23 protein-coding genes are annotated in these 20,502 nt (G+C 30.9%); 14 read left to right on the forward strand and 9 right to left on the reverse strand.

Annotated features, from left to right (window positions below; all coding sequences use genetic code 11):
- The 6 genes from LCI24_RS11875 to LCI24_RS11900 form a co-directional block, all read left to right on the forward strand.
- The coding region (locus LCI24_RS11875; protein WP_274640568.1) for a T9SS type B sorting domain-containing protein at positions 1–1,406 on the forward strand (1,406 nt) is incomplete at its 5' end.
- A gap of 42 nt (positions 1,407–1,448) precedes the next feature.
- The gene (locus LCI24_RS11880) at positions 1,449–2,369 is read left to right on the forward strand and encodes a PorP/SprF family type IX secretion system membrane protein (RefSeq protein WP_274640569.1); all 921 of its coding nucleotides are present in this window, start codon (positions 1,449–1,451) and stop codon (positions 2,367–2,369) included.
- 11 nt (positions 2,370–2,380) lie between these two features.
- The gene (locus LCI24_RS11885; protein ID WP_274640570.1) at positions 2,381–4,537 is read left to right on the forward strand and encodes an OmpA family protein; all 2,157 of its coding nucleotides are present in this window, start codon (positions 2,381–2,383) and stop codon (positions 4,535–4,537) included.
- A gap of 139 nt (positions 4,538–4,676) precedes the next feature.
- A complete protein-coding gene (locus LCI24_RS11890) occupies positions 4,677–5,546 on the forward strand; it encodes an OmpA family protein (RefSeq protein ID WP_274640571.1) in 870 nt (289 codons plus the stop codon).
- A gap of 119 nt (positions 5,547–5,665) precedes the next feature.
- Positions 5,666–5,872, forward strand: a complete 207-nt coding sequence (locus LCI24_RS11895) for a hypothetical protein (protein ID WP_124591056.1) — start codon at positions 5,666–5,668, stop codon at positions 5,870–5,872.
- A gap of 18 nt (positions 5,873–5,890) precedes the next feature.
- Positions 5,891–6,529: a hypothetical protein gene (locus LCI24_RS11900; RefSeq protein ID WP_274640572.1), complete on the forward strand. Its 639-nt coding sequence runs from the start codon at positions 5,891–5,893 to the stop codon at positions 6,527–6,529.
- Between the two features lie 269 nt (positions 6,530–6,798).
- On the opposite strand, the gene LCI24_RS11905 is transcribed toward LCI24_RS11900, so the two are convergent.
- The 6 genes from LCI24_RS11905 to LCI24_RS11930 all read right to left on the reverse strand — a co-directional run bounded on the left by LCI24_RS11905 (position 6,799) and on the right by LCI24_RS11930 (position 13,852).
- Positions 6,799–7,929, reverse strand: coding sequence for an energy transducer TonB (locus tag LCI24_RS11905; RefSeq protein ID WP_274640573.1), 1,131 nt, complete (start codon positions 7,927–7,929; stop codon positions 6,799–6,801).
- A gap of 148 nt (positions 7,930–8,077) precedes the next feature.
- Positions 8,078–8,740 carry an energy transducer TonB gene (locus LCI24_RS11910; RefSeq protein WP_274640574.1) on the reverse strand — a complete coding sequence of 221 codons (663 nt, stop codon included), beginning with the start codon at positions 8,738–8,740 and terminating at the stop codon, positions 8,078–8,080.
- A 73-nt stretch (positions 8,741–8,813) separates the two neighbouring features.
- Positions 8,814–9,482 carry an energy transducer TonB gene (locus LCI24_RS11915; protein WP_274640575.1) on the reverse strand — a complete coding sequence of 223 codons (669 nt, stop codon included), beginning with the start codon at positions 9,480–9,482 and terminating at the stop codon, positions 8,814–8,816.
- A 196-nt stretch (positions 9,483–9,678) separates the two neighbouring features.
- Positions 9,679–10,608, reverse strand: coding sequence for a peptidylprolyl isomerase (locus LCI24_RS11920; RefSeq protein WP_274640576.1), 930 nt, complete (start codon positions 10,606–10,608; stop codon positions 9,679–9,681).
- Positions 10,609–10,719: 111 nt separating this feature from the next.
- Positions 10,720–12,156: a hypothetical protein gene (locus LCI24_RS11925; RefSeq protein ID WP_274640577.1), complete on the reverse strand. Its 1,437-nt coding sequence runs from the start codon at positions 12,154–12,156 to the stop codon at positions 10,720–10,722.
- A gap of 109 nt (positions 12,157–12,265) precedes the next feature.
- Complete coding sequence (locus LCI24_RS11930; RefSeq protein ID WP_274640578.1) at positions 12,266–13,852, reverse strand: peptide chain release factor 3; 1,587 nt, start codon at positions 13,850–13,852, stop codon at positions 12,266–12,268.
- 108 nt (positions 13,853–13,960) lie between these two features.
- Between LCI24_RS11930 and idi the strand changes: the two genes are divergently transcribed.
- The 3 genes from idi to LCI24_RS11945 are packed head-to-tail and all read left to right on the forward strand — an operon-like array spanning position 13,961 to position 15,872.
- Positions 13,961–14,482 carry an isopentenyl-diphosphate Delta-isomerase gene (gene idi, locus LCI24_RS11935; RefSeq protein WP_274640579.1) on the forward strand — a complete coding sequence of 174 codons (522 nt, stop codon included), beginning with the start codon at positions 13,961–13,963 and terminating at the stop codon, positions 14,480–14,482.
- A gap of 1 nt (position 14,483) precedes the next feature.
- Positions 14,484–14,897 (forward strand): 6-pyruvoyl trahydropterin synthase family protein, encoded by a 414-nt coding sequence (locus LCI24_RS11940; protein ID WP_099216270.1) that lies wholly within the window; start codon positions 14,484–14,486, stop codon positions 14,895–14,897.
- A gap of 3 nt (positions 14,898–14,900) precedes the next feature.
- Complete coding sequence (locus tag LCI24_RS11945) at positions 14,901–15,872, forward strand: type I phosphomannose isomerase catalytic subunit (RefSeq protein ID WP_274640580.1); 972 nt, start codon at positions 14,901–14,903, stop codon at positions 15,870–15,872.
- 90 nt (positions 15,873–15,962) lie between these two features.
- Here the strand turns inward: LCI24_RS11945 and LCI24_RS11950 are convergent, their stop codons facing one another.
- The gene (locus tag LCI24_RS11950; protein WP_274640581.1) at positions 15,963–16,316 is read right to left on the reverse strand and encodes a hypothetical protein; all 354 of its coding nucleotides are present in this window, start codon (positions 16,314–16,316) and stop codon (positions 15,963–15,965) included.
- 488 nt (positions 16,317–16,804) lie between these two features.
- Between LCI24_RS11950 and kdsB the strand changes: the two genes are divergently transcribed.
- The 5 genes from kdsB (at position 16,805) to LCI24_RS11975 (ending at position 19,465) form a co-directional block, all read left to right on the forward strand.
- Entirely contained in the window at positions 16,805–17,539 is a 735-nt protein-coding gene (gene kdsB, locus LCI24_RS11955; RefSeq protein ID WP_121147206.1) for a 3-deoxy-manno-octulosonate cytidylyltransferase, read from the forward strand.
- Entirely contained in the window at positions 17,532–18,218 is a 687-nt protein-coding gene (locus LCI24_RS11960) for an HAD family hydrolase (RefSeq protein WP_274640582.1), read from the forward strand. The genes kdsB and LCI24_RS11960 overlap by 8 nt, the downstream gene beginning before the upstream one ends.
- Complete coding sequence (locus LCI24_RS11965) at positions 18,219–18,845, forward strand: chloramphenicol acetyltransferase (RefSeq protein ID WP_274640583.1); 627 nt, start codon at positions 18,219–18,221, stop codon at positions 18,843–18,845.
- A 22-nt stretch (positions 18,846–18,867) separates the two neighbouring features.
- Positions 18,868–19,134, forward strand: a complete 267-nt coding sequence (locus LCI24_RS11970) for a hypothetical protein (RefSeq protein ID WP_274640584.1) — start codon at positions 18,868–18,870, stop codon at positions 19,132–19,134.
- Positions 19,135–19,267: 133 nt separating this feature from the next.
- Positions 19,268–19,465, forward strand: coding sequence for a hypothetical protein (locus LCI24_RS11975; RefSeq protein ID WP_047789135.1), 198 nt, complete (start codon positions 19,268–19,270; stop codon positions 19,463–19,465).
- 29 nt (positions 19,466–19,494) lie between these two features.
- Here the strand turns inward: LCI24_RS11975 and LCI24_RS11980 are convergent, their stop codons facing one another.
- Together LCI24_RS11980 and LCI24_RS11985 are read right to left on the reverse strand one after the other, a co-directional pair.
- Positions 19,495–19,959 carry a sensor of ECF-type sigma factor gene (locus LCI24_RS11980; protein ID WP_274640585.1) on the reverse strand — a complete coding sequence of 155 codons (465 nt, stop codon included), beginning with the start codon at positions 19,957–19,959 and terminating at the stop codon, positions 19,495–19,497.
- Complete coding sequence (locus LCI24_RS11985; RefSeq protein WP_274640586.1) at positions 19,956–20,492, reverse strand: hypothetical protein; 537 nt, start codon at positions 20,490–20,492, stop codon at positions 19,956–19,958. The genes LCI24_RS11980 and LCI24_RS11985 overlap by 4 nt, the downstream gene beginning before the upstream one ends.
- Between the last annotated feature and the right edge of the window lie 10 nt (positions 20,493–20,502).

Raw genomic sequence — 20,502 nt, forward strand, 5'->3', positions numbered from 1 at the left:
CGGTAACGGTAACAGTAAATGGTACAACAGCTCCAGATGCAGGAACCAACGGAACATTAACAATCTGTGAAGGAACAACAGTAACAGAAACGCAGTTATTTGCAGAGTTAGGGGGGACGCCAGATACAGGTGGTACTTGGTCACCAGCCTTAGCGGGAGCAGGAACCTATACCTATACAGTATCAGCAACGAGTTCATGTACAAGTGAAGCTACATCTGAAGTAGTGGTAACAGAAGAGGCTGTTCCTTCTATACCTTCTATATCAGTTGAAAGAGCTACATGTTCAACACCAGGTAGGGCTATAATTACTAATTACGATTCAAGTTTAACTTATGTTTTCAATGATTCAACATTAGCGGTTGATGAAAACGGTATAATTAACGGTTATAATTTTGGAGTTACTTATACAGTAAGTGTGAGTAGTAGTTGCGGTAGAGGATCTTCTGAAGATTTTGTAGTAAATGGTAGATTATCAGGAGAAGATTGTATTGATACAGATAACGATGGTATACCAGATGCTATGGATGTGGATGATGATAATGATGGTATACCAGATGTAGAAGAAGGTGATGGTTTGGTAGATACAGATAATGATGGGGTTCCAGATTCATTAGATTTAGATTCAGATAACGATGGTATTAATGACGTAATAGAAGGTGGAGATGGAGATTTAGACACTAACGGAGATGGTGTTATCGATTCTAATGATTCAGGGTATACAGATGCTAATGGAGATGGACAGGCTGACGATTCAGTAGATAATAATGAAGAACCAGATACAGATGGAGATGGTATTCCTGATTACCAAGATTTAGATAGTGATGATGATGGTATTAATGACGTTGTAGAAGGAGGAAATTCTGATGAAGATGGAGATGGTCAAGTAGACAATCCTTATGAAGATACGGATGGAGACGGTATAGCTGATAGTGTAGATGGATTTGACGGTCATGGAGATGCCAATTCTCCAGATAATAATACAGATCCAATAGATCCTAATAGTGGAGGAAACGGTGTAGTTGATGATAGTGGAATAGATTCAGATGGAGATGGTATAGCTGATAGTGTAGATGGATTAGAAGGCTTTGGTGATGCTATTAATGAAGACACTTGTGTAAAAGTTAATAATCTGATGAGTCCAAATGGAGATTCAGCTAACAGTTATTTGCATATCGACTGTATAGAAAATTTCCCTAGTAATGCTATTGAAATTTTTAATAGATGGGGTAATACAGTATATAGAGCAAAAGGGTATAATAATAGTAGTATTGTGTTCAGAGGGATTTCTGAAGGAAGAGCAAATATAAATGTAGGTGATAAATTGCCAGTTGGAACATACTTCTATATTTTAGACCTTGGAAACGGAAGCAAAGTTAAAAAAGGCTGGATTTACATTAATAGATAATCTGGATTTATAAAAAGACTGATGAATAAAAGTTTTAATCAAATGAAATTATATTTAAGTTTAATCTTAATATGTGTAATGAGTATCTGTATAACTACAGATATTCATGCACAACAAGACCCTCAGTATACACAGTATATGTATAATACTATGAATGTGAACCCTGCTTATGCAGGATCAAGAGGGCATACAGTAATCACTGCCTTAGGTAGAATGCAATGGGTAGGTTTTGAGGGAGCACCTAATACCCAAAATTTATCTTATGATACTCCTTTAGGGTATTCAGGGTTAGGATTAGGAGTTAATTTAATGAATGATCAAGTAGGTCCTTCTAGTGAAATATATTTAGATGCTAATGTTTCTTATAATATTCAAACTGGACAAGAAGGAAATTTAGCTTTTGGTTTACGTTTAGGAGGTAGGTTATTAAATATAGATTGGTCAAAAGGAACCTATAAAGATGATGAAGTAGTTTTTCAAGATAATATCAATAAGTTCTTACCAACAGTTGGAGCAGGTATTTATTATCACCAACCACAGTGGTATGTCGGATTATCGGTACCAAATATTTTAAGAATGGAGCATTACGATGCCGATACTCCAGGTGAAGTAGCTGTAGAAAGAATGCACTTTTTCTTAATAGCAGGATATGTTTTTGATATAAATGAAGACTTAAAGTTTAAACCAGCTGCTTTACTAAAAGGAGTTTCTGGAGCTCCACTATCATTAGATATCTCAGCAAATTTATTGTTTAATGAGAAATTTAGAGTTGGAGCTTCATGGAGATGGGATGATTCTGTAAGTGCACTTTTAGGTTTTCAAGCAACAGATTCTTTGCTTATAGGATACTCATATGATTTAACAACATCAAACTATAATGTAACAAATTCGGGAACACACGAAATCATGTTACAATATGAAATATTTAAAGATATTAGATATAGGTCCCCAAGATTCTTCTAAAAAAGAGAAAAATGAGTTTTAAAAAATTACTAGTGCTAACAATGCTGTTAGTATTGGCAGTAAATGTTTTTGGTCAAAGTAGAAAAGTAGCAGATCGTTATTTTGAAGAGTTTTCTTATGTTCAATCAGCTAAATTGTATAAAGATTTAGTATTAATTAAAGGAGATAGTTCTCAACATGTATTAAGTAGATTGGCAGAATCTTACTATAACAATTCAGATACTGAAAAAGCAGAAGTTTGGTATCAAAAACTTATTTCTAATTTTGATGAGAAGGTTGAAGAAAAACACTTATTTAAGTACGCTCAAGCTTTGAGGAGTAATGGAAAGTATAAAAAATCAGATTCTATATTTTTAAAATTAGCACAATCTCAAAAAAGTAGTCTAAATGAAGAACTTAAAAAGGATAGTTACTTATTAGATTACAATAGTCAAGAAAAAAGGATAGGAGTAAGAAATCTGGCAATAAATACACCATACTCAGATTTTGGAGGGTTCTTATTGAATGGAAAATCATATTTTACATCCGCTGTACCTAATGATTCAAAAAGACAAAAAATATATAAATGGAACAACCAACCATTTTTAAATATTTACAAGGCAGAAGAGGATATACAAACATTAGAAGGTAGTAAACAAGATACTATTTTAGTTTTAGGTAACGTTCAAAAGCTTGGAGAACCAATAGCTTCTGAATTACATGAATCAACACCTGTTTTTACAAAAGATGGAAAGACTATTTACTTTACAAGAAATAATTCAGAAGGAAAAAGAGCAAGAAAAAGTAAGAAAAACACTTCTAACTTAAAAATTTATAAAGCTAGTTATGTAAATGGTTATTGGGTTAATGTTAAAGAATTGCCATTTAATAATGATGAGTATTCAACAGGGCATCCAGCCTTAAGTCCAGATGAAAAAACATTATATTTTGTTTCTAATATGCCTGGAGGTTATGGACAATCTGATATTTATAAAGTAGCTATCAAAGGTAAAGATGAGTACGGAGAACCAGAAAATTTAGGAAGCTCTGTAAATACACCAGAAAAAGAAGTCTTTCCTTATGTAGGAAATGATAATGTATTGTATTTTTCTTCCAATGGGCATTTAGGTTTAGGACTTCTTGATATTTTTCAAGCAAAAATTAAAGAAGATGGTACATTATCCTCACCAGAAAATTTAGGGTATCCATTCAATAGTAAAAAAGATGACTTTTCTTTTTTTATAAGTAATAATGGTAAAAGAGGTTTCTTTTCGTCAAACAGAGAAAAAGGAAAAGGAGATGATGATATTTATAGTTTCTTTATCTACACAGATCCACCTGTTTGTACACAAATTGTTAGAGGAGTAATAAAGAACAATAAAACAAATACTCCAGTAGATGCAGCAGTAATAAAGTTAATTAATAAAGAAAAAGAAATTATAGCAGAAACAATTTCTGATGGTTCAGGTAATTATACTTTTAAAGATGTACCGTGTAATAATACTTATACAATTACGGCAACTAAATTAGATCATAGATCAGGTAGAAGTGTTGTTTCAACTACTAGTAAAAGAAGTGATGAAGTTACAGCAAATCTTAAGTTAACACCATTAATTATAGGAAACCAAATAGTAATAAAACCTATTTACTTTGACTATGACAAGTCTGTTATAAGAGAAGATGCAGAATATGAGTTAGAAAATATTGTAACAGTAATGACAAACCACCCTGAATTAGTGATAAAAATAGAATCACATACGGATAGTCGTGGTCATAGAGATTATAATAGAATGTTATCAGATAAAAGAGCAAAATCTACTAGAGATTATATTTTGTCAAGAGGTATTGCTAGTAACAGAATTGAAAGCGCTATAGGGTATGGAGAAGATAAACCATTAAATGACTGTGTAGACGGAATAAGATGTTCTGAAGAAGAGTATCAATTAAACAGACGTTCATATTTCTATATAGTAAAAGGAAGTGAATCTATAGAAATAAGGCAAGAACAAGAGAAGAAAAGAGTGAGAAAAAGAATGGCTACTAAAAAAAGCAACTTTTTAGAGTTTTTAAGTAAGAATTTGAAGAGATCAGGAAGAGGTACAAGGCCTGAAAACAATAAGTGTTTTAAAGAAAAAGAAGAGGATTGCGATAGAATGAATAAAGAAATAAAAGTGAATTATAAGAATTAAGAATCTTACATAAATAATAGTAATATTATCAAGTTAAAAACTCCTTTTTAAAAAGGAGTTTTTTTATTCATACAAGTATAATATTATGGAAAAAATTAAGTTATAAGGTTACATTAACTTATTATCATTATTATTAATTATGAAGAAACTATTTATTCCTATGGCGTTATTGGCTTTAACAATGACGTCTTGTGTGTCAAAAAAGAAGTATGTTGAGTTAGAACAGAAGTACAATGATACAAGAGGAAATTTACAAAAAACAACTCTAGAAAAGGAGCAACTTGAAGCAAAGTTTGCTAAAATAGAAAAGAGAGTTGATGACTACAATGACAAGATTAATTCATTAAGAAATGTAAATGAATCACTCCATGAAGAAAATAGCGTAAAGTTAGATATGGTTGGTAATACAGCTGTTATTTCTAACTCTATGAAAGAAAAAATGAGAGAAACACTTAAAAATGTTGATCCAGCTGAGTTAGCAAATGCTAAAACATTGAAAGACTCGATGAATGTTGCAGTATCTTACAATCTTAAGAAATCAATTAATACATCAGAATTGGAAAATGATGAAGATGTAAACATTGATATCGATCAAACGGTTGTGATGATTTCTGTTTCTGACAAGATGTTATTTAATACAGCAAGTTACAGAGTAAAAAGAAATGCTAACAAATTAATAAAAAAGTTAGCTGATATTATTAACTCTGAACCAAGTATGGATGTTATGATCGAAGGACACACTGATGCTAGGTCATTTAACTCTGGAGTTTTACAAGATAACTGGGATTTAAGTGTTAAAAGAGCAACATCTATCGTTCGACTTTTAGAGAAAAAATATGGAGTCGATCCAAGCAGATTAATTGCATCGGGTAGAGGTAGTGCAATGCCGTTAGTAGATAATAATACTGCTTCTAATAGAGCAAAAAACAGAAGAACTAGAATTGTAATCTTACCAAACTTAGATAAGTTTTTTGGTTTATTAGCTAAGGAAGAAAATATCAAACCTTAATCATTTAAAAACAACAAAAAGCCAGCATTATGCTGGCTTTTTGCTTAAATAGCTATAGTCCATAGTGACTTTGTAGTTGTTTAAGTGTCTTAGTATATATTAACCTATTTAATTAAATTATGAAAAAACTATTGATTTTAACATTCGGAATTCTTTTTATGATTTCTTGTACAGATAAAAAGAAAGAACAAGAAGAAAAACAGAAAATTGAAGCAGCTATAAAAAAAATAGACTCTATTGAAAATGAGGTAAAAGCTGGCATCGATAAATTAAATGAAGCAACAAAGAAACTTGAAGAGCAGTTGCAAGAAATAGATAGTATATAAACTAAAAACTCAATCATTATGAAAAACATAAAACTGATAGCATCAATCGTAATGCTTTTTGCATTTATAGGAACTCAACAAACATTTGCCCAAGGAAAGGGTAAAGGAAAAGAAAAAAGTGTAGAGGTAAAGCAAAAAGGAAAGGATAAATCCGAAGAGATAAAAGAAGAACTTGAGCAAGAAGTAGAAGATGTAAAAGAAAAAGGGAAAGACAAAGCTCAAGAAATGAAGAAGGAAAAAGAGCTAAAAGAGAAAAAAGGTAAAAAGCAGAAAAAAGAACTAAAGGCAGATAAAGAGAAAAAAGGAAAAGTTAATGCCTATGGTCGAGATAAGGATGGAATGAGCGGAAGAGAATTTGGAAAAATGAGATCAAATGAAGCTAAGCAAAGAATTGAAGAGCAAGAAAAAAACATTCGTGATAGCGAAGGTGTTTTAAATAGAGGAAGAGAAAAGGTTAAAAAAGCTCAAGAAAGAATAAAAGAAGCTAAAGAGAATAAAGAAATCTCGGATGAAGAAGCTAAAGAAAAAGAAAAAGTAGTTCGCAAAGCTAATGAAAGACTTAGTGAGTTAGATAAAAAGATTCAAGAGCAAAAAGAAAAAGTTAAAAAAGAGAAAGAAGCTCTAAAGAAAATATTATTTCCAGAAGATAAGAAATAGTAATAAAATAGTATAGTAATAAAAAGAGGTAGTTAATTATTAACCACCTCTTTTTTTGTTTTAAGTGAATCGATTACTAAGTATTGTATTGTATTGTATTGTGTCGTTATTTAAAAGTATACTGTACTGTATAATTTATTTGTGTTAAAGCTTAGTTACATATAAGTTAAGTAAGGTTAAATAGTATTGTAAAAACTATTTGGACAAAAAGAAAAGAGCTTCTAATTTAATTAGAAGCTCTTTTTTTATATAAACACTTTTAAGAGTTGTTATTCATGTAATTTGAAGTTAACAGGAATGTAATATTCAACATTAGCTGTCTTACCATTATGCTCTGCTGGAACAAATTTAGGTAACTTAGAAACCATCCTTTTAGCTTCTTGTTCTAATAATTGACCATTCTCAGGACCTTTCATCTTAATATTAGTTACTTCTCCTTTTTTGTCAATTATAAAGCGTACCCAAACTCTACCTTCAATGTTTTGTTCAGCAGCAGCAGCAGGATAGTTAAAGTTTCTTTGAATATGGCTAACCATTCTTTCGTTGAAACATGTTAATTTTTGCATATCTGGAACTTTTGTACAAGCTTTGAATTGAGGAATACTCTGTACTTCAACAAACTTCACAAAATCAGTAATAACCTTTTCCTTTTTAACAACGTTAGAACTTTTCTTAGCAACAACCTTGTTAGTACTTCTTCTAGATGAAGAACTGTTATTTGTTGCTCCTGGAGCTTTAAAAGTAATAGGAACTCCATATTTTACTTTTACAGTTCTACCATTATGTTTTCCAGGAATAAACTTAGGAAGATCATTAATAATTCTTTCAGCTTCTTTCTCTAAAGATTCACCACCTTTAGGTCCACGCATTAAAATATCTTCAACATTTCCTTGCTCGTTTATAGTAAACTGAACTAAAACTCTACCTTGTATTCCTGCATCAATTGCTTCTTGAGGATAGTTAAAATTCTTAATAATGTGTTTAGTCATATTAGTTTCAAAACACTTTGCTTGTTTAATTAAAGGAACGTTGTTACATTTACTAAACAAAGGAATTTCTTCTACTAAATTAAATGGTACTTTCTCAATAGTTGAAGAGTTGTCTTCTAACTCAAGTTTACCAATTAATAAAGATTTCTTTTTAATATCAGCTACCTTTTGTGAAGAATTAATACCTCCAATAGCAGAGACAGCTTCTTTGTTCTTACGAACAACACGTCGTCTAGTAGAGACTTCAATAGATAGTTGTTTTTTTGCACCATTATCGGTGTCTTCGATTGCACATTTTGTGATACTGTTCGGATCTGCGATTTGTTCATCTGGAGTAGTACATACTTCCTGTCCTACAGCCGCTAAAGAAAGTAGCATGGCAGCTACTACTGAGGGGAATTTTTTAATCATTGTGCTCTAATTTTAAGTGTTTGGTGAAGTTAATTAAACGTTAACTAACGCTGTAAATATAAATAAAAAATAGAATATAACAAATTTATTCTGTTATTCAGTTGACTAGAGTGTTAATAACCAAAAAAAGAACGAGTAAAAATTAGTTTTAAGGTACTCTAAAAATTATTGGTAAAGCGTATTTTACATTAACAAAACTATCTTTATGGCTACCAGGAATAAATTTAGGAAGTGTATTAATTAGCCTATGTGCTTCCTTTTTTAAAAGGTCACTATTTTCAGGGCCTTTTTTCTTTATATCAACAACATTACCTTCTTTATCAATTGTAAATTGCACTAAAATTTTGCCTTCAATTTTTTTTCGTAAAGCTTCTTTTGGATAATCAAAATTTCTAACGATATGTTTTATCATTTCTTTTTCAAAACACTTTGATTGTTGTAAAATAGGAGTGCTTTTACACTCATCAAACAAAGGAATTTGTTCTACTAAGTGAAAAGGAACTTTATCTAGAGAACTTAGGATATCTTCTTTTATATTTAACTTTTGAACAAGAGTGTTTTTACTTTTAATTTCTTCAACTTTATTTGATTTAGTTGAAATAGCATTTGCTTTTCTAAGTTTACGATGTCTTTTTCTTGTTGAAATTTCTTTAACTTTTTCAGTTTCTAGAGCTTCTTTTACATCTTCTATAGAACATTTAGTAATACTAATAGTATTTAAATCTTGGATGTTTTCATTAGGAGTTTCACATTTTTCTTGAGAATAAGAAAATGATATTGAAAATAAAAAAATGGTAAAGATATGTTTCATTTGTGTGTGTTAAAGAGGAATTTTAAGGAGCACGAAAATAAAATTATCTGAAAACTCAGATAAATATCTTATATTAATTTAAGATTAAATTTATAGGGAAAGAGTAAGTAACATCTACAGGGATTCCTTTTTCTTTACCAGACTCTAACTGAGGTAGTTTGTTGATAATTCGGTTGATTTCATTAGTAATAACTTTACTAGGCTTAGAACTAACTACTTGGATGTTTTTTGGATTACCATAAATATCTATAGTAAATTGAATTAAAATTCTACCACGTATACCTTCTTCTGAAAAGACTTCAGGAAAATAATTCTTTGAAAAATGTTTTTGCATATTGTCTTTAAAACACTTTTTAGCTTTTTCGTTAGAGCTATTTTTACATTTAGGAAATAAAGGAACTTCTTCAACAACCGAGAATAAAACTTCTTTAGTTTGAGATTTTAAAGAGTTTTTTATAGATAAATCATTACTTGTAGTGACAATAGAAACTTTAGAAGAAGCACTTAAGCTTGATTGACTTTTTTGTGGTGATTTTCTTATCTTTTTTATTCTATTTCTAGCAATTAATGTTTTTGTAGTTCTTTCTCTTGGGTTTTGTTTTTCGTTAACAATATCACATTTTTTTGCGCTTATAATATTTAAATCAATAGCGTTATCTTCTGGTGTAGTACATACTTCTTGAGCTTTTAGTTCGATAGAAGACAGAAGAATGAGTGTAAAATAAAGTAAAGTTGTTTTCATAGGTTTTAAGAGCTTGTTTTGTGATGTAAAAATCACCCTTTTTTACTTTTTTGCTCTTAAGTAATTATGATAAATCTATTAAGTAATATGTTCTTTAATGTTATGAATATTAAATAAATATTAAGTGAAATTAGAGTATAAAAAAGCCTCCATAAATTATGAAGGCTTTACTAATTATATAATATATTGTATGTTACTACTTTACATTCATTAACTCTACATCAAAAATTAAGGTTGCATTTGGAGGAATTACTCCACCAGCTCCCTGTGCACCGTATGCTAAGTCAGATGGAATTACTAAACGAGCTTTATCACCCACTTTTAATAATTGAATACCTTCATCCCAACCAGGAATTACTTGACCAACACCGATAGCAAAATCAATAGGTTGTTTACGTTTGTATGATGAATCAAATACAGTTCCGTCTAATAACTGACCTTTGTAGTGTACAGAAACCATAGCTCCTTTAGTAGCTTGTTTTCCGTCTCCGTTTTGTAAGATTTTATAACGTAATCCGCTTGGAGTTTCATCGTATCCAGCAGCTACTTGATCTAATAATTCTTTTTGTTTAGCTTTTGCTTCAGCTTCACGTTTTTCACGAGCTCCTTCAAAAGTTCTAAAAGCTTCCACTGCATTGAAAGCTTCAGCAGCATCACCAACACGTATAATCTCTACATCCATAGTATCGTCTTGAGCAATCGCATCAACAACATCTTGTCCTTCTACAACACTACCAAAAACAGTGTGCTTACCATCTAACCAAGGAGTAGCAACATGTGTAATGAAAAATTGAGAACCATTTGTTCCAGGTCCAGCATTTGCCATTGATAATTTTCCTGGAGCATCATGCTTTAATTCAGGGTGAATTTCATCATCAAATTTATAACCAGGGTTTCCTGTTCCAGTTCCTTGAGGGCAACCACCTTGAATCATAAAGTCAGCAATTACACGGTGAAACTTTAAACCGTTGTAATAAGGAGTTCCTTGTGGTTTTGCTGAGTTTTCTAAGTTACCTTCTGCTAAAGCAACAAAGTTACCTACAGTTCCAGGAGTTTTTTCATATTCTAAGTTTACTAAAATATCACCTTTTGGAGTGGTGAACTTTGCATAAATTCCGTTATCCATTTTTCTCTTGTTTATTTATATATGTACGATTCCCTATATCCAAAATTTAGGAAAAAAGAATCTTAAATTATTAAAATAGCTAAATCATTGTTTTTCTTAGCAATGACAAAGTTAGTTTTTTACTGATAAAGTTGAAAGGTTAAAGCTTAAACCTATGTTAATATTATTTGAGTTTACATTACCGAAAGGAGAATAATATCTACCCCCAGAAGCAATTATAGAAATTTGATTTACGATATCATAACTTAATCCAAGTGTAGGACGAATTATAATTCCTTCGTCAGTATCTACACCAGCACCTCCACCAGCACCAGCCATAACTTCAATAAAACCACGTACTTTATCATTGAAAAATCTAGGGCTATATACACCACCACCAACTAATCCGTGAGCATAACCACCAGAACGACCATCGTAAGCAAAACCAGCTTCTCCTGCAACATACAATGAATGATTCAAGTCATAATTAACTTTAAAACCAATTAATTGCAAGTCAATTTCAGTAGCGTCTAAAAGGTCATCTGTTTTAGCAACATCAAAATAACTTTGATTTTGTACTTCAAAACGTAATCCTTTTGTATTGTAAGTGCTATTTTCTTCAGAAGATACTCCACCGTTTAATCCGAAGTATTTTAATCCAAACCCGAAGGTATACGCTTCTAAATCTCCAGCTATAGCACGATAGTAACCTCCATGACCACTAATAGCAATATTTTTAAATATCTTTAAATCAATTCCTGCGGAAGGGTAGACCATCAATCCACCTTCAGGAGCCACACGACCACCAGCAGCACCAACACCTAATTTTCCGAATATATTAATGTACTTCGATTGATATGGATGATATCCTGCACCTACAAATAGATCCATAAAACCAGCACGTAAGCCTCTATAAATAGCATCAGTATGCGCAAATAAAAAAGTGTTTTCGTTCAAATACTTCTGATATTCAAAACCTAGCACATATAGTACCTCATTTAGGTCGTCTCCATTATCTTTTTTTGAATTCCCAATAGGCTTAAAGAAATCAAAACGAATTTGTTGTGCATTTTTAACAACTGGTTTGTTCCAAAAACTATCTGGAGAAAGATTGTCCGCTACAAATTTTTGATGCGCTTTATCATAATCAGTAAAACGTAAAATACTTGGTATTTCTACAAAGAAAGAAACTGAATTACTTTTTATTTCTCCTGATAAAAAGTTAACGTGACTATATTGTATTCCGAAGGAATAATCATTCTTTTTGTATTGTAATCCAATATTAGGATTGATAAAGCCACCATCATTTACCAGATAGCGATATCCACCACCACCGCCAATATGGAAATTAGCATCAACATAAAAGTTTTTGTATAGTTGTTTATTAACTCCTAATTCAGCGCCTAACGTAAACAATCCTCCCTGATCTCCTGTTACTGCAAAATGGAATCCGGCACCACCATACAGCCAATCGTTAATTGGAATTTGGTAATGTAAACCAGTTAGTCCCATCGTTGATTTTAAGTTAGGAAATTCATCCGTAGGCATTTCAACAGGAATAAAATTCAACCGAACTTTATTATGTAATTCTTTTCCCTGTAAACTCGATAAACTCCCTTGACTGTGTATTGAGGAAAAAGAGAAAAAAGAGAAAAGAAAAAATGCTATGTAGTGTTTTTTAGAACTCACTAGTGAAATGTAATTTTACCGTTGGGTATTTACTTTGTGTCATTTGAATTGTAAAAGGTGAGTCAGCTAAAAATACTAGTTGACCTTGTTTGTCTTTCGCTAAATAGCGTTGTTTTACACGCTTAAACTCTTTGAACTCTTCATTTTTAGGGTCTTCTGGTTCAACCCAACAAGCTTTATGTACTCCAATGTTTTCATACGAGCATTTAGCTCCATATTCATGCTCTAAACGGTATTGAATTACTTCGTATTGAAGCGCTCCTACAGTTCCTACAATTCTACGTCCGTTCATTTCCATTGTAAATAACTGTGCAACCCCTTCGTCCATTAATTGATCTAAACCTTTGTATAGTTGTTTCGCTTTCATAGGATCCGCGTTGTTTACATAACGGAAATGCTCTGGAGAGAAACTTGGAATTCCTTTGAAATTTAATTGTTCACCTTCAGTTAAAGTATCACCAATTTTAAAGTTACCAGTGTCATGTAATCCCACAATATCACCAGGGAAAGATTCATCTACAATTTCTTTCTTTTCAGCAAAAAAGGCATTCGGACTAGAGAATTTTACTTTTTTACCGTTACGAACGTGTAAGTAAGGGGTGTTTCTTTTAAAAGTTCCAGAAACAATCTTCACGAAAGCTAAACGATCACGGTGTTTAGGATCCATGTTTGCATGAATCTTAAATACGAAACCAGTTAATTTATTTTCTTTAGAGTCAACTAAGCGTTCTTCTGCCTGTTTTGGTTGTGGGTTTGGAGCAATATCAATAAAGCAATCTAATAATTCCTTCACTCCAAAGTTGTTTAAAGCAGAACCAAAGAAAACAGGCTGTAAATCTCCATTAACGTAAGCTTCTTGGTCGAAATCTGGGTATACTTCATTTACTAATTCTAATTCTTCACGAAGTGTATTTGCAGAATTTTCTCCAACAATTTTATCTAGCTCAGGGTTATCTATATCATCAAATTCAACACCTTCAGAAATTGTTTGTTTATTATCTCCAGAAAAGATATTTAATTTCTTTTCCCAAATATTATAGATTCCTTTAAAATCGTATCCCATTCCGATAGGGAAACTTAAAGGAGTTACTTTTAAGCCTAACTTTTGCTCAACTTCATCTAATAAATCAAAAGCATCTTTACCTTCACGGTCTAATTTATTGATAAAAACAATCATCGGGATTTTACGCATACGACAAACCTCTACTAACTTTTCGGTTTGCTCCTCAACCCCTTTTGCAACATCAATAACAACAATAACACTATCAACAGCAGTTAACGTTCTAAAGGTGTCTTCAGCAAAATCTTTGTGACCTGGTGTATCAAGAATATTGATTTTTTTGTCTTTATAAATGAAAGCTAATACAGAAGTGGCTACCGAGATACCACGTTGGCGCTCAATTTCCATAAAATCGGAAGTAGCTCCTTTTTTAATTTTGTTATTTTTAACCGCACCAGCTTCTTGAATTGCTCCACCAAAAAGTAATAACTTTTCAGTTAGGGTAGTTTTACCAGCATCGGGGTGTGATATAATTCCGAATGTACGTCTCTTCTGTATTTCTTCTAAAAAACTCATCTATAAATTTTAAGGTTGCAAAGATACATTTTAAAGCGAACTGTTCAAAAGGTTTTAATTGTTGAACTGGTCTCAATTTCGTAAGTTTGCTTTTCGTAAATTTTTTACATGAAAGAGCAAGTAATTTTAGTTGACCAGCAAGACAATCCGATAGGGTTAATGGAAAAGATTGAGGCACATGAAAAAGCTTTACTACACAGGGCTTTTTCGGTATTTGTTTTCAATGATAAAAGTGAATTGATGTTGCAACAACGTGCTGCTGAAAAATACCATTCACCTTTATTATGGACAAATACTTGTTGTTCACACCAAAGAGATGGAGAGTCGAATATAGAGGCTGGAAAACGTAGATTACAAGAGGAAATGGGTTTTTCATGTGAGTTAGAAGAGGTGTTTTCTTTTATCTATAAAGCACCATTTGATAATGGTTTGACAGAACATGAATATGATCATGTAATGATTGGTAGATTTAACGACGAACCTATTGTAAACCCTGAAGAAGTAGCTTCATATAAATGGATGCCTTTAGAAGAGGTGAAAAATGATATAGAAAATCATCCAGAAGAATATACAGCTTGGTTTAAAATAATTTTTAAAGAATCTTACGATAAAATATCTAAGTATATTTAATATGCCTAAAGTAACAGTTCATAGAAAAGCACATTTTAATGCTGCACACAGGTTGTTTAACCCTAAATGGTCTGACGAGAAAAATTATGAGGTTTTTGGTAAATGTAGCAATCCTAATTACCATGGTCATAATTATGAGTTAATTGTTTCATTAACTGGTGAGATAGATCAAGAAACAGGTTATGTATATGATTTAGGTAAACTGAAAGATTTAGTTAAGTTAAAGGTTGAAGATGTTTTAGATCATAAAAACTTAAATATTGAAGTTGAAGAGTTTAAAAATGTCAATCCTACAGTAGAAAATATATCTGTGGTAATTTATAATAAGTTACGTGTAAGTATTCCTGAAAAATTAGACTTAGAAGTTACATTATACGAAACTCCGAGAAACTACGTAACTTATAGAGGTGCTTAATCTATGATAAACCAATTACTACGATTTACTCCAATTTTAAAACAAAAAATTTGGGGAGGAAAAAAACTAAACCAACTACTTCATAAAAAATCAGATGGTTCCAATATTGGAGAAAGCTGGGAAATTTCTGATGTAGATGGAGATGAATCAATCGTTAGTAACGGTAACTTAAAAGGGAGAACATTAAGAAGTCTTTTAAAAGAATATAAGTACGATTTAGTAGGTAATTATGTTTATAAAACTTTTGGAAAACAGTTTCCGCTGTTAATAAAGTTTATAGATGCTAAAGAAGTATTAAGTATTCAGGTACATCCTGATGATGATTTAGCAGGACTTCAAGAGTCTTATGGAAAGACCGAAATGTGGTATGTAATGCAAGCTGATGAAGAAGCTAACATTATAATAGGATTCAAAGAAAATTCAAGTAAAGAAGAATACATACAGCACCTAGACAATAAAACACTTTTAAGCATATTAAATGTTGATAAGGTAACTAAAGGAGATGTATATTTTGTGCCTCCAGGTAGAGTGCATGCTATTGGTGCAGGTTTATTGATTGCGGAAATACAGCAGACTTCTGATATTACTTATCGTATTTATGATTGGGATAGAAAAGATATTGATGGTAATTACCGAGAATTACATACAGAAAAAGCATTAAAAACAATAGATTTTTCAGCTAAGAATACATATAAAACAACTTACTCAAAACAAGAAAATGTAGCAAGCCAGGTAGTTACATGCCCTTATTTTACAACGAATATCCTTCCTGTAAAAGGAGAGAAAGAAGTTGATTTATCAAGAAAAGATAGTTTTATAATATATATGTGTGTGGAAGGAGAAGTAACATTTTTTTATGATAGCCAACAAGAAATCATAAGAAAAGGAGAAACAATCTTGGTACCAGCGTGTATTGATAAAGTAGAAATTTTATCAGAAGGTTCTTCAGAGTTATTAGAAACGTATATAAAATAAGCTTAAGAGAAAAAATCTCCTAAGCTTATAAACAAACCAAACTAACTTAACGATTGCTCAATTGATTGTAAAATCAATTTTTAGGAATAATTAAGATGCTTTTTTAATAGTATAGCCAAAAGTAGCTGTACAAATAATATTTTGTTTCTTTTCTTCTTTTTTAGATACTGTTATATTGAAAATAATTTCAGTATCACTCAATTTTTTAATATTGTTTTTGATAACAAGCTTATCATTAAGGTAGGCATTGCCTAACAGATCAAATTCGACGCTGTTAAAACTAAAATTAGAAGAATCTGGATAAAAGTCTAAAGAAGTGTTCGCGCTAGATTCAATTTTATCATATAAAACTGAAGCTTTTAGCACTTTGTTTTTGCTAACTTGTTTTTTGTTAACTATAAATTGGTTAGACTTATTGTTTGATGTGATATTTAATGTTTTCATGATAATTTTAAGGATTAAGTATTAGTAATTCCGGATCTCTGTAAAATGGATTTTGTACTGAGTACATTACTGTTGAGGCTACGTGTTTTCTAATTGAATTTCGATACTTAAAAGTGTTCATAATGTTTAAAATTTAAAATATTAGTAAATAAAAAAAGGTGCTTTTTTTAAAAAGCACCTTGGTTAAGTTTTATAAAAATTGATTATTTAAAATCGATGTTTGAATCTGTTTCTTTGGGTGCTTTTAGTTACATATACATATTGTTTATGCATGCGGGCATTACACATAATCGAATTGATCGCGTTAAAAATAAATGTGTATGTGCCTAAAAGCGCCTTCATAATGATCCAAAAATAGTAAAAGTTTTTAATAATTGAATAAAATCAAAAAGTATTTAATGTTAAAGTTTTATCAATGTGAGCTTTATCAGTTTTTATGTTAGTAGTTTAAATATGTATCTTTGATACGTAAACACTTATGATTATTTATGAAGATAATAGCAATGATTCCTGCACGTTATAGTGCATCACGTTTTCCTGGGAAATTAATGAAAGATTTAGGCGGAAAACCTGTAATTGTAAGAACTTATGAGGCTGCGGTAAAAGCTGATTTGTTTGATGAAGTGTATGTAGTAACAGACTCTGAAGTAATTTATAACTCTATAGAAAAGGTAGGAGGTAAGGTGTTAATGAGTAAAAAGGAACACGAATGTGGTTCTGATAGAATTGCTGAAGCGGTTGAAAACTTAGACGTAGATATCGTGGTAAACGTACAAGGAGATGAGCCCTTTATCGATACAGTTTCGTTATCAAAATTAATTAGTGTTTTTAAATCTGATATTCAAAAGGAAATTGATTTAGCATCGCTAAAAGTAAAAATGACGGATGAGGAAGATATTCAAAACTCTAATAACGTAAAGGTAATTACTGATATGAATGATTTTGCTATTTACTTTTCAAGAAGTGTAATTCCATATCATAGAGATAAAGAAGTAGCTGTTAATTACTACAAACATAAGGGAGTTTATGCATTCAGAAAAGAAGCATTAATTGATTTTTACCACACACCTATGACTCCAATTGAGGCTGCTGAAAAAATTGAATGTATTCGCTATTTAGAAGTAGGAAAAAAAATTAAAATGATTGAAACTTCAGTAGAAAGCATTGGTATTGATACTCCTGAAGACTTAGAAAAAGCTATAAAATTATTAGAAAATGAATAATATTAAAATTATATCCTTTGATGCTGACGATACACTTTGGGTAAACGAAACTTACTTTCGTGATGCTGAAGATGACTTTGCTCGATTATTGTCTGATTACGAAACGGAAAATAAAATCCATCAAGAGTTATTTAAAAAGGAAATAGAGAACCTTAAAATATATGGATATGGAGTAAAAGGCTTTATGTTGTCAATGGTAGAATGCGCTCTAGAAATTTCTAACTATAAAATCAGTCCAAAAAAAATGGAAGCAATTTTAGAGATAGGAAAAGAGATGTTAGAAAAGCCAATAGAGTTGTTAGATGGGGTAGAAGAGGTTCTACAAGAGTTACACGGAAAATACAAGTTAATTGTAGCAACAAAAGGTGATTTGTTAGATCAAGAACGTAAGTTAGCTAAATCAGGAATTTTAAAATATTTTCATCATACTGAAGTAATGAGTGAAAAGAAAAAAACTGACTATAAAAAACTTGTAAAAAGGTTAGATATTAACCCTTCTGAGTTTTTAATGATAGGAAACTCATTAAAATCAGATGTATTACCTTTAATAGAAATAGGAGCAACTGCAATTCATGTTCCATTTCATACAACATGGGCGCATGAAGAAGTAAACGAAGAACAAAAGTCAGATGCTTATAAAACAGTATCTAGTATTACAGATGTATTAAAGTTTTTATAAATGAAGTATCTAGATATTGAAAATTGGAACAGAAAAGAACTTTTTAAACACTTTAGAGCTTTAGCAGACCCAACTTTCGGTTTAGTTGCAGATGTAGATGTGTCTAGGACTTATCAATCGGCAAAGGAGAAAAATCAATCCTTTTTTGTTCGGTATTTACACGCTTGTATGAAAGCTATAAATGCAGTTGAAAACTTTAAGTATAGAATAGAAGGAGATAAAGTTACAGTTTATGATGTTATTAATGCATCAACAACTGTAGCAAGAACAGATACAACATTTGGCTTTTCTTATTTTGATTATTCAGAAGATTTTGAAATGTTTAACAAAAGTTATCTAGAAGAAAAAGAGCGAATACAAAATTCAACTAATTTATTGCCTCCCAGATATTCGTTAGGCTGTATACACTCTTCAGCGATTCCTTGGGTAAGTTTTACAGGACATAAAGAACCTTTTTCAGGAAACAAAAATGATAGTGTTCCTCAATTAGCTTTTGGTAAATTAAAGTATGAAAATGATAAAATATTAATGCCGGTAGCAATAAATGTAAATCATGCTTTGGTAGATGGATATCATGTGGGGCAGTTTTTTGAAAAATTTCAACAAGAATTAGATAAAATCGATTAATTTTGCATCAAAATTTATAATTATGGCAAGCATAAAAAATTTAAAGAAAGATATTAACTATACATTAGGAGACATTATTAGTATTTGTCAAATAACTACAGAGTTAAACCCTGAAGCTGATAAAGCGAAAGCAGACGCTATTGTAGATGAAGTTATTGTAACTTTTGATGATTTAATTGCAAAGGTAAATGCAAAAAATGTTGAAGATAAAAAAGCTCACTATAAATCAGTAAGTGCTGATTTAGAGTCAAGAGCAAACGCTTTAATAGAAAAAGTAAATAGTTTATAATACTATAAATTATATGTTTAAAAAGCGAGACTTAAACAAGTCTCGCTTTTTTTTTGATAAATTTTAACACTAACATTGGAATAAAATTTCGTAAATTACGTTCAGTATTTAATAACAGATAACCCCAATAAATATGGCAAGAGCTATGTACGAGTACACGAAAACTGTACTTCAAAAGGTTAGTTTTAACGCTGATTTATTTTGTAAAGAGCTTGAAAAAGCTTTAGGTAGATTACTACCTTATGAAATAGATGAACTAACTATTTGGCTAAAACAATTTACGGCTAATAAACCAGATTTATATGTTTGTTTAGCCTTAGTCGATAAGTAAAAAAAAGGAAGCTTTTAAGCTTCCTTTTTTTATTTTCGATGTTTCCTTTTTTCACCTTTTAGCTTTTTTATAAGCTTTCGGTGAAATTCGTGTTCAGCCACCTCTAAAGTGAGGATTTTTTTATCTGATAAAAAGGTAGAAAGGTTATCATAAAAATTAGTTTTAGTTTCATATTGTTCTTTTGAAACAGACTTAATTTTATTGACAATTTCTTTTGATTCTTTATCGGTTAAGCTATCAATTCCTCCACAACTAAGTATTTTCTTTTTTATACTGTAACGTTCTGCTTTATGAAGCTCAATCATTTTTTTATCGTACACATTGTATAATGGCCAAAATTTATCAGCCTCTTTTTCTGTAAGGTTTAACTTTTCAGAGAGAAAAGCCACTTTAAAAGCTTTAATTTTTTCATAGTTACCTTTTTTTGTCTGTGATTGAACAGAGAAAAAAGAAGTAAAAGCTACTAATAATATAAGTAAGTGTTTCTTCATCATTGTTCTATTTCGTTTATAAGTGTTGGTGTGTCAACAGAATCTAAGTAATCTTCAAGTGTTTCATCACTAATAGAGGCCAGTATATCTTCGTCTAGTTCAGAAGTGTTTAATGTTACTGCAAGTTCGCTGTTGTCAATATCACCATATCCATTTTCATACCAAGATTCTATATCAGTAATAGTAATGTCTTCAAAAGTAATTTTTTGAGTGTTAAAATAATTAATGCCAATAAAAAGCAAAACTGAAGCCGCAGCTGCTACAGGAATATATTGTAGAACTCTTTTACGTAAAGAAATTACTTTCGTTTCTGTAATTTGTTCTGTAGTTAATTTTGATTGAATTTGAGCTTCAATCTCGTCAAAATAACTGTCAGGGGTATTAAATGCTTTATTTTTTGGTAAATTATCTATAAATATAGATGTGTTAATAGTTTCTTCAACTTCTTCAAAATAGTTTTTAGGAGTCGAAAAACCACAATCTTTACCAACCTGCTGGTTTATAAAATCTATAGTATGTTTTAATTTTTCATTCATTACCCTAGTA

Origin of the sequence: Tenacibaculum larymnensis, from assembly GCF_028829235.1 — a bacterium.
Lineage (GTDB): Bacteria > Bacteroidota > Bacteroidia > Flavobacteriales > Flavobacteriaceae > Polaribacter > Polaribacter larymnensis.

Bases quoted from the DNA above. Each gene is read 5' to 3' on its own strand.
- LCI24_RS11880 (WP_274640569.1), top strand. From the start codon at position 1,449: ATGAAATTATATTTAAGTTTAATCTTAATATGTGTAATGAGTATCTGT.
- LCI24_RS11885 (WP_274640570.1), top strand. From the start codon at position 2,381: ATGAGTTTTAAAAAATTACTAGTGCTAACAATGCTGTTAGTATTGGCA.
- LCI24_RS11890 (WP_274640571.1), top strand. From the start codon at position 4,677: ATGAAGAAACTATTTATTCCTATGGCGTTATTGGCTTTAACAATGACG.
- LCI24_RS11895 (WP_124591056.1), top strand. From the start codon at position 5,666: ATGAAAAAACTATTGATTTTAACATTCGGAATTCTTTTTATGATTTCT.
- LCI24_RS11900 (WP_274640572.1), top strand. From the start codon at position 5,891: ATGAAAAACATAAAACTGATAGCATCAATCGTAATGCTTTTTGCATTT.
- LCI24_RS11905 (WP_274640573.1), bottom strand. From the start codon at position 7,929: ATGATTAAAAAATTCCCCTCAGTAGTAGCTGCCATGCTACTTTCTTTA.
- LCI24_RS11910 (WP_274640574.1), bottom strand. From the start codon at position 8,740: ATGAAACATATCTTTACCATTTTTTTATTTTCAATATCATTTTCTTAT.
- LCI24_RS11915 (WP_274640575.1), bottom strand. From the start codon at position 9,482: ATGAAAACAACTTTACTTTATTTTACACTCATTCTTCTGTCTTCTATC.
- LCI24_RS11920 (WP_274640576.1), bottom strand. From the start codon at position 10,608: ATGGATAACGGAATTTATGCAAAGTTCACCACTCCAAAAGGTGATATT.
- LCI24_RS11930 (WP_274640578.1), bottom strand. From the start codon at position 13,852: ATGAGTTTTTTAGAAGAAATACAGAAGAGACGTACATTCGGAATTATA.
- idi (WP_274640579.1), top strand. From the start codon at position 13,961: ATGAAAGAGCAAGTAATTTTAGTTGACCAGCAAGACAATCCGATAGGG.
- LCI24_RS11940 (WP_099216270.1), top strand. From the start codon at position 14,484: ATGCCTAAAGTAACAGTTCATAGAAAAGCACATTTTAATGCTGCACAC.
- LCI24_RS11945 (WP_274640580.1), top strand. From the start codon at position 14,901: ATGATAAACCAATTACTACGATTTACTCCAATTTTAAAACAAAAAATT.
- LCI24_RS11950 (WP_274640581.1), bottom strand. From the start codon at position 16,316: ATGAAAACATTAAATATCACATCAAACAATAAGTCTAACCAATTTATA.
- kdsB (WP_121147206.1), top strand. From the start codon at position 16,805: ATGAAGATAATAGCAATGATTCCTGCACGTTATAGTGCATCACGTTTT.
- LCI24_RS11960 (WP_274640582.1), top strand. From the start codon at position 17,532: ATGAATAATATTAAAATTATATCCTTTGATGCTGACGATACACTTTGG.
- LCI24_RS11965 (WP_274640583.1), top strand. From the start codon at position 18,219: ATGAAGTATCTAGATATTGAAAATTGGAACAGAAAAGAACTTTTTAAA.
- LCI24_RS11970 (WP_274640584.1), top strand. From the start codon at position 18,868: ATGGCAAGCATAAAAAATTTAAAGAAAGATATTAACTATACATTAGGA.
- LCI24_RS11975 (WP_047789135.1), top strand. From the start codon at position 19,268: ATGGCAAGAGCTATGTACGAGTACACGAAAACTGTACTTCAAAAGGTT.
- LCI24_RS11980 (WP_274640585.1), bottom strand. From the start codon at position 19,959: ATGATGAAGAAACACTTACTTATATTATTAGTAGCTTTTACTTCTTTT.
- LCI24_RS11985 (WP_274640586.1), bottom strand. From the start codon at position 20,492: ATGAATGAAAAATTAAAACATACTATAGATTTTATAAACCAGCAGGTT.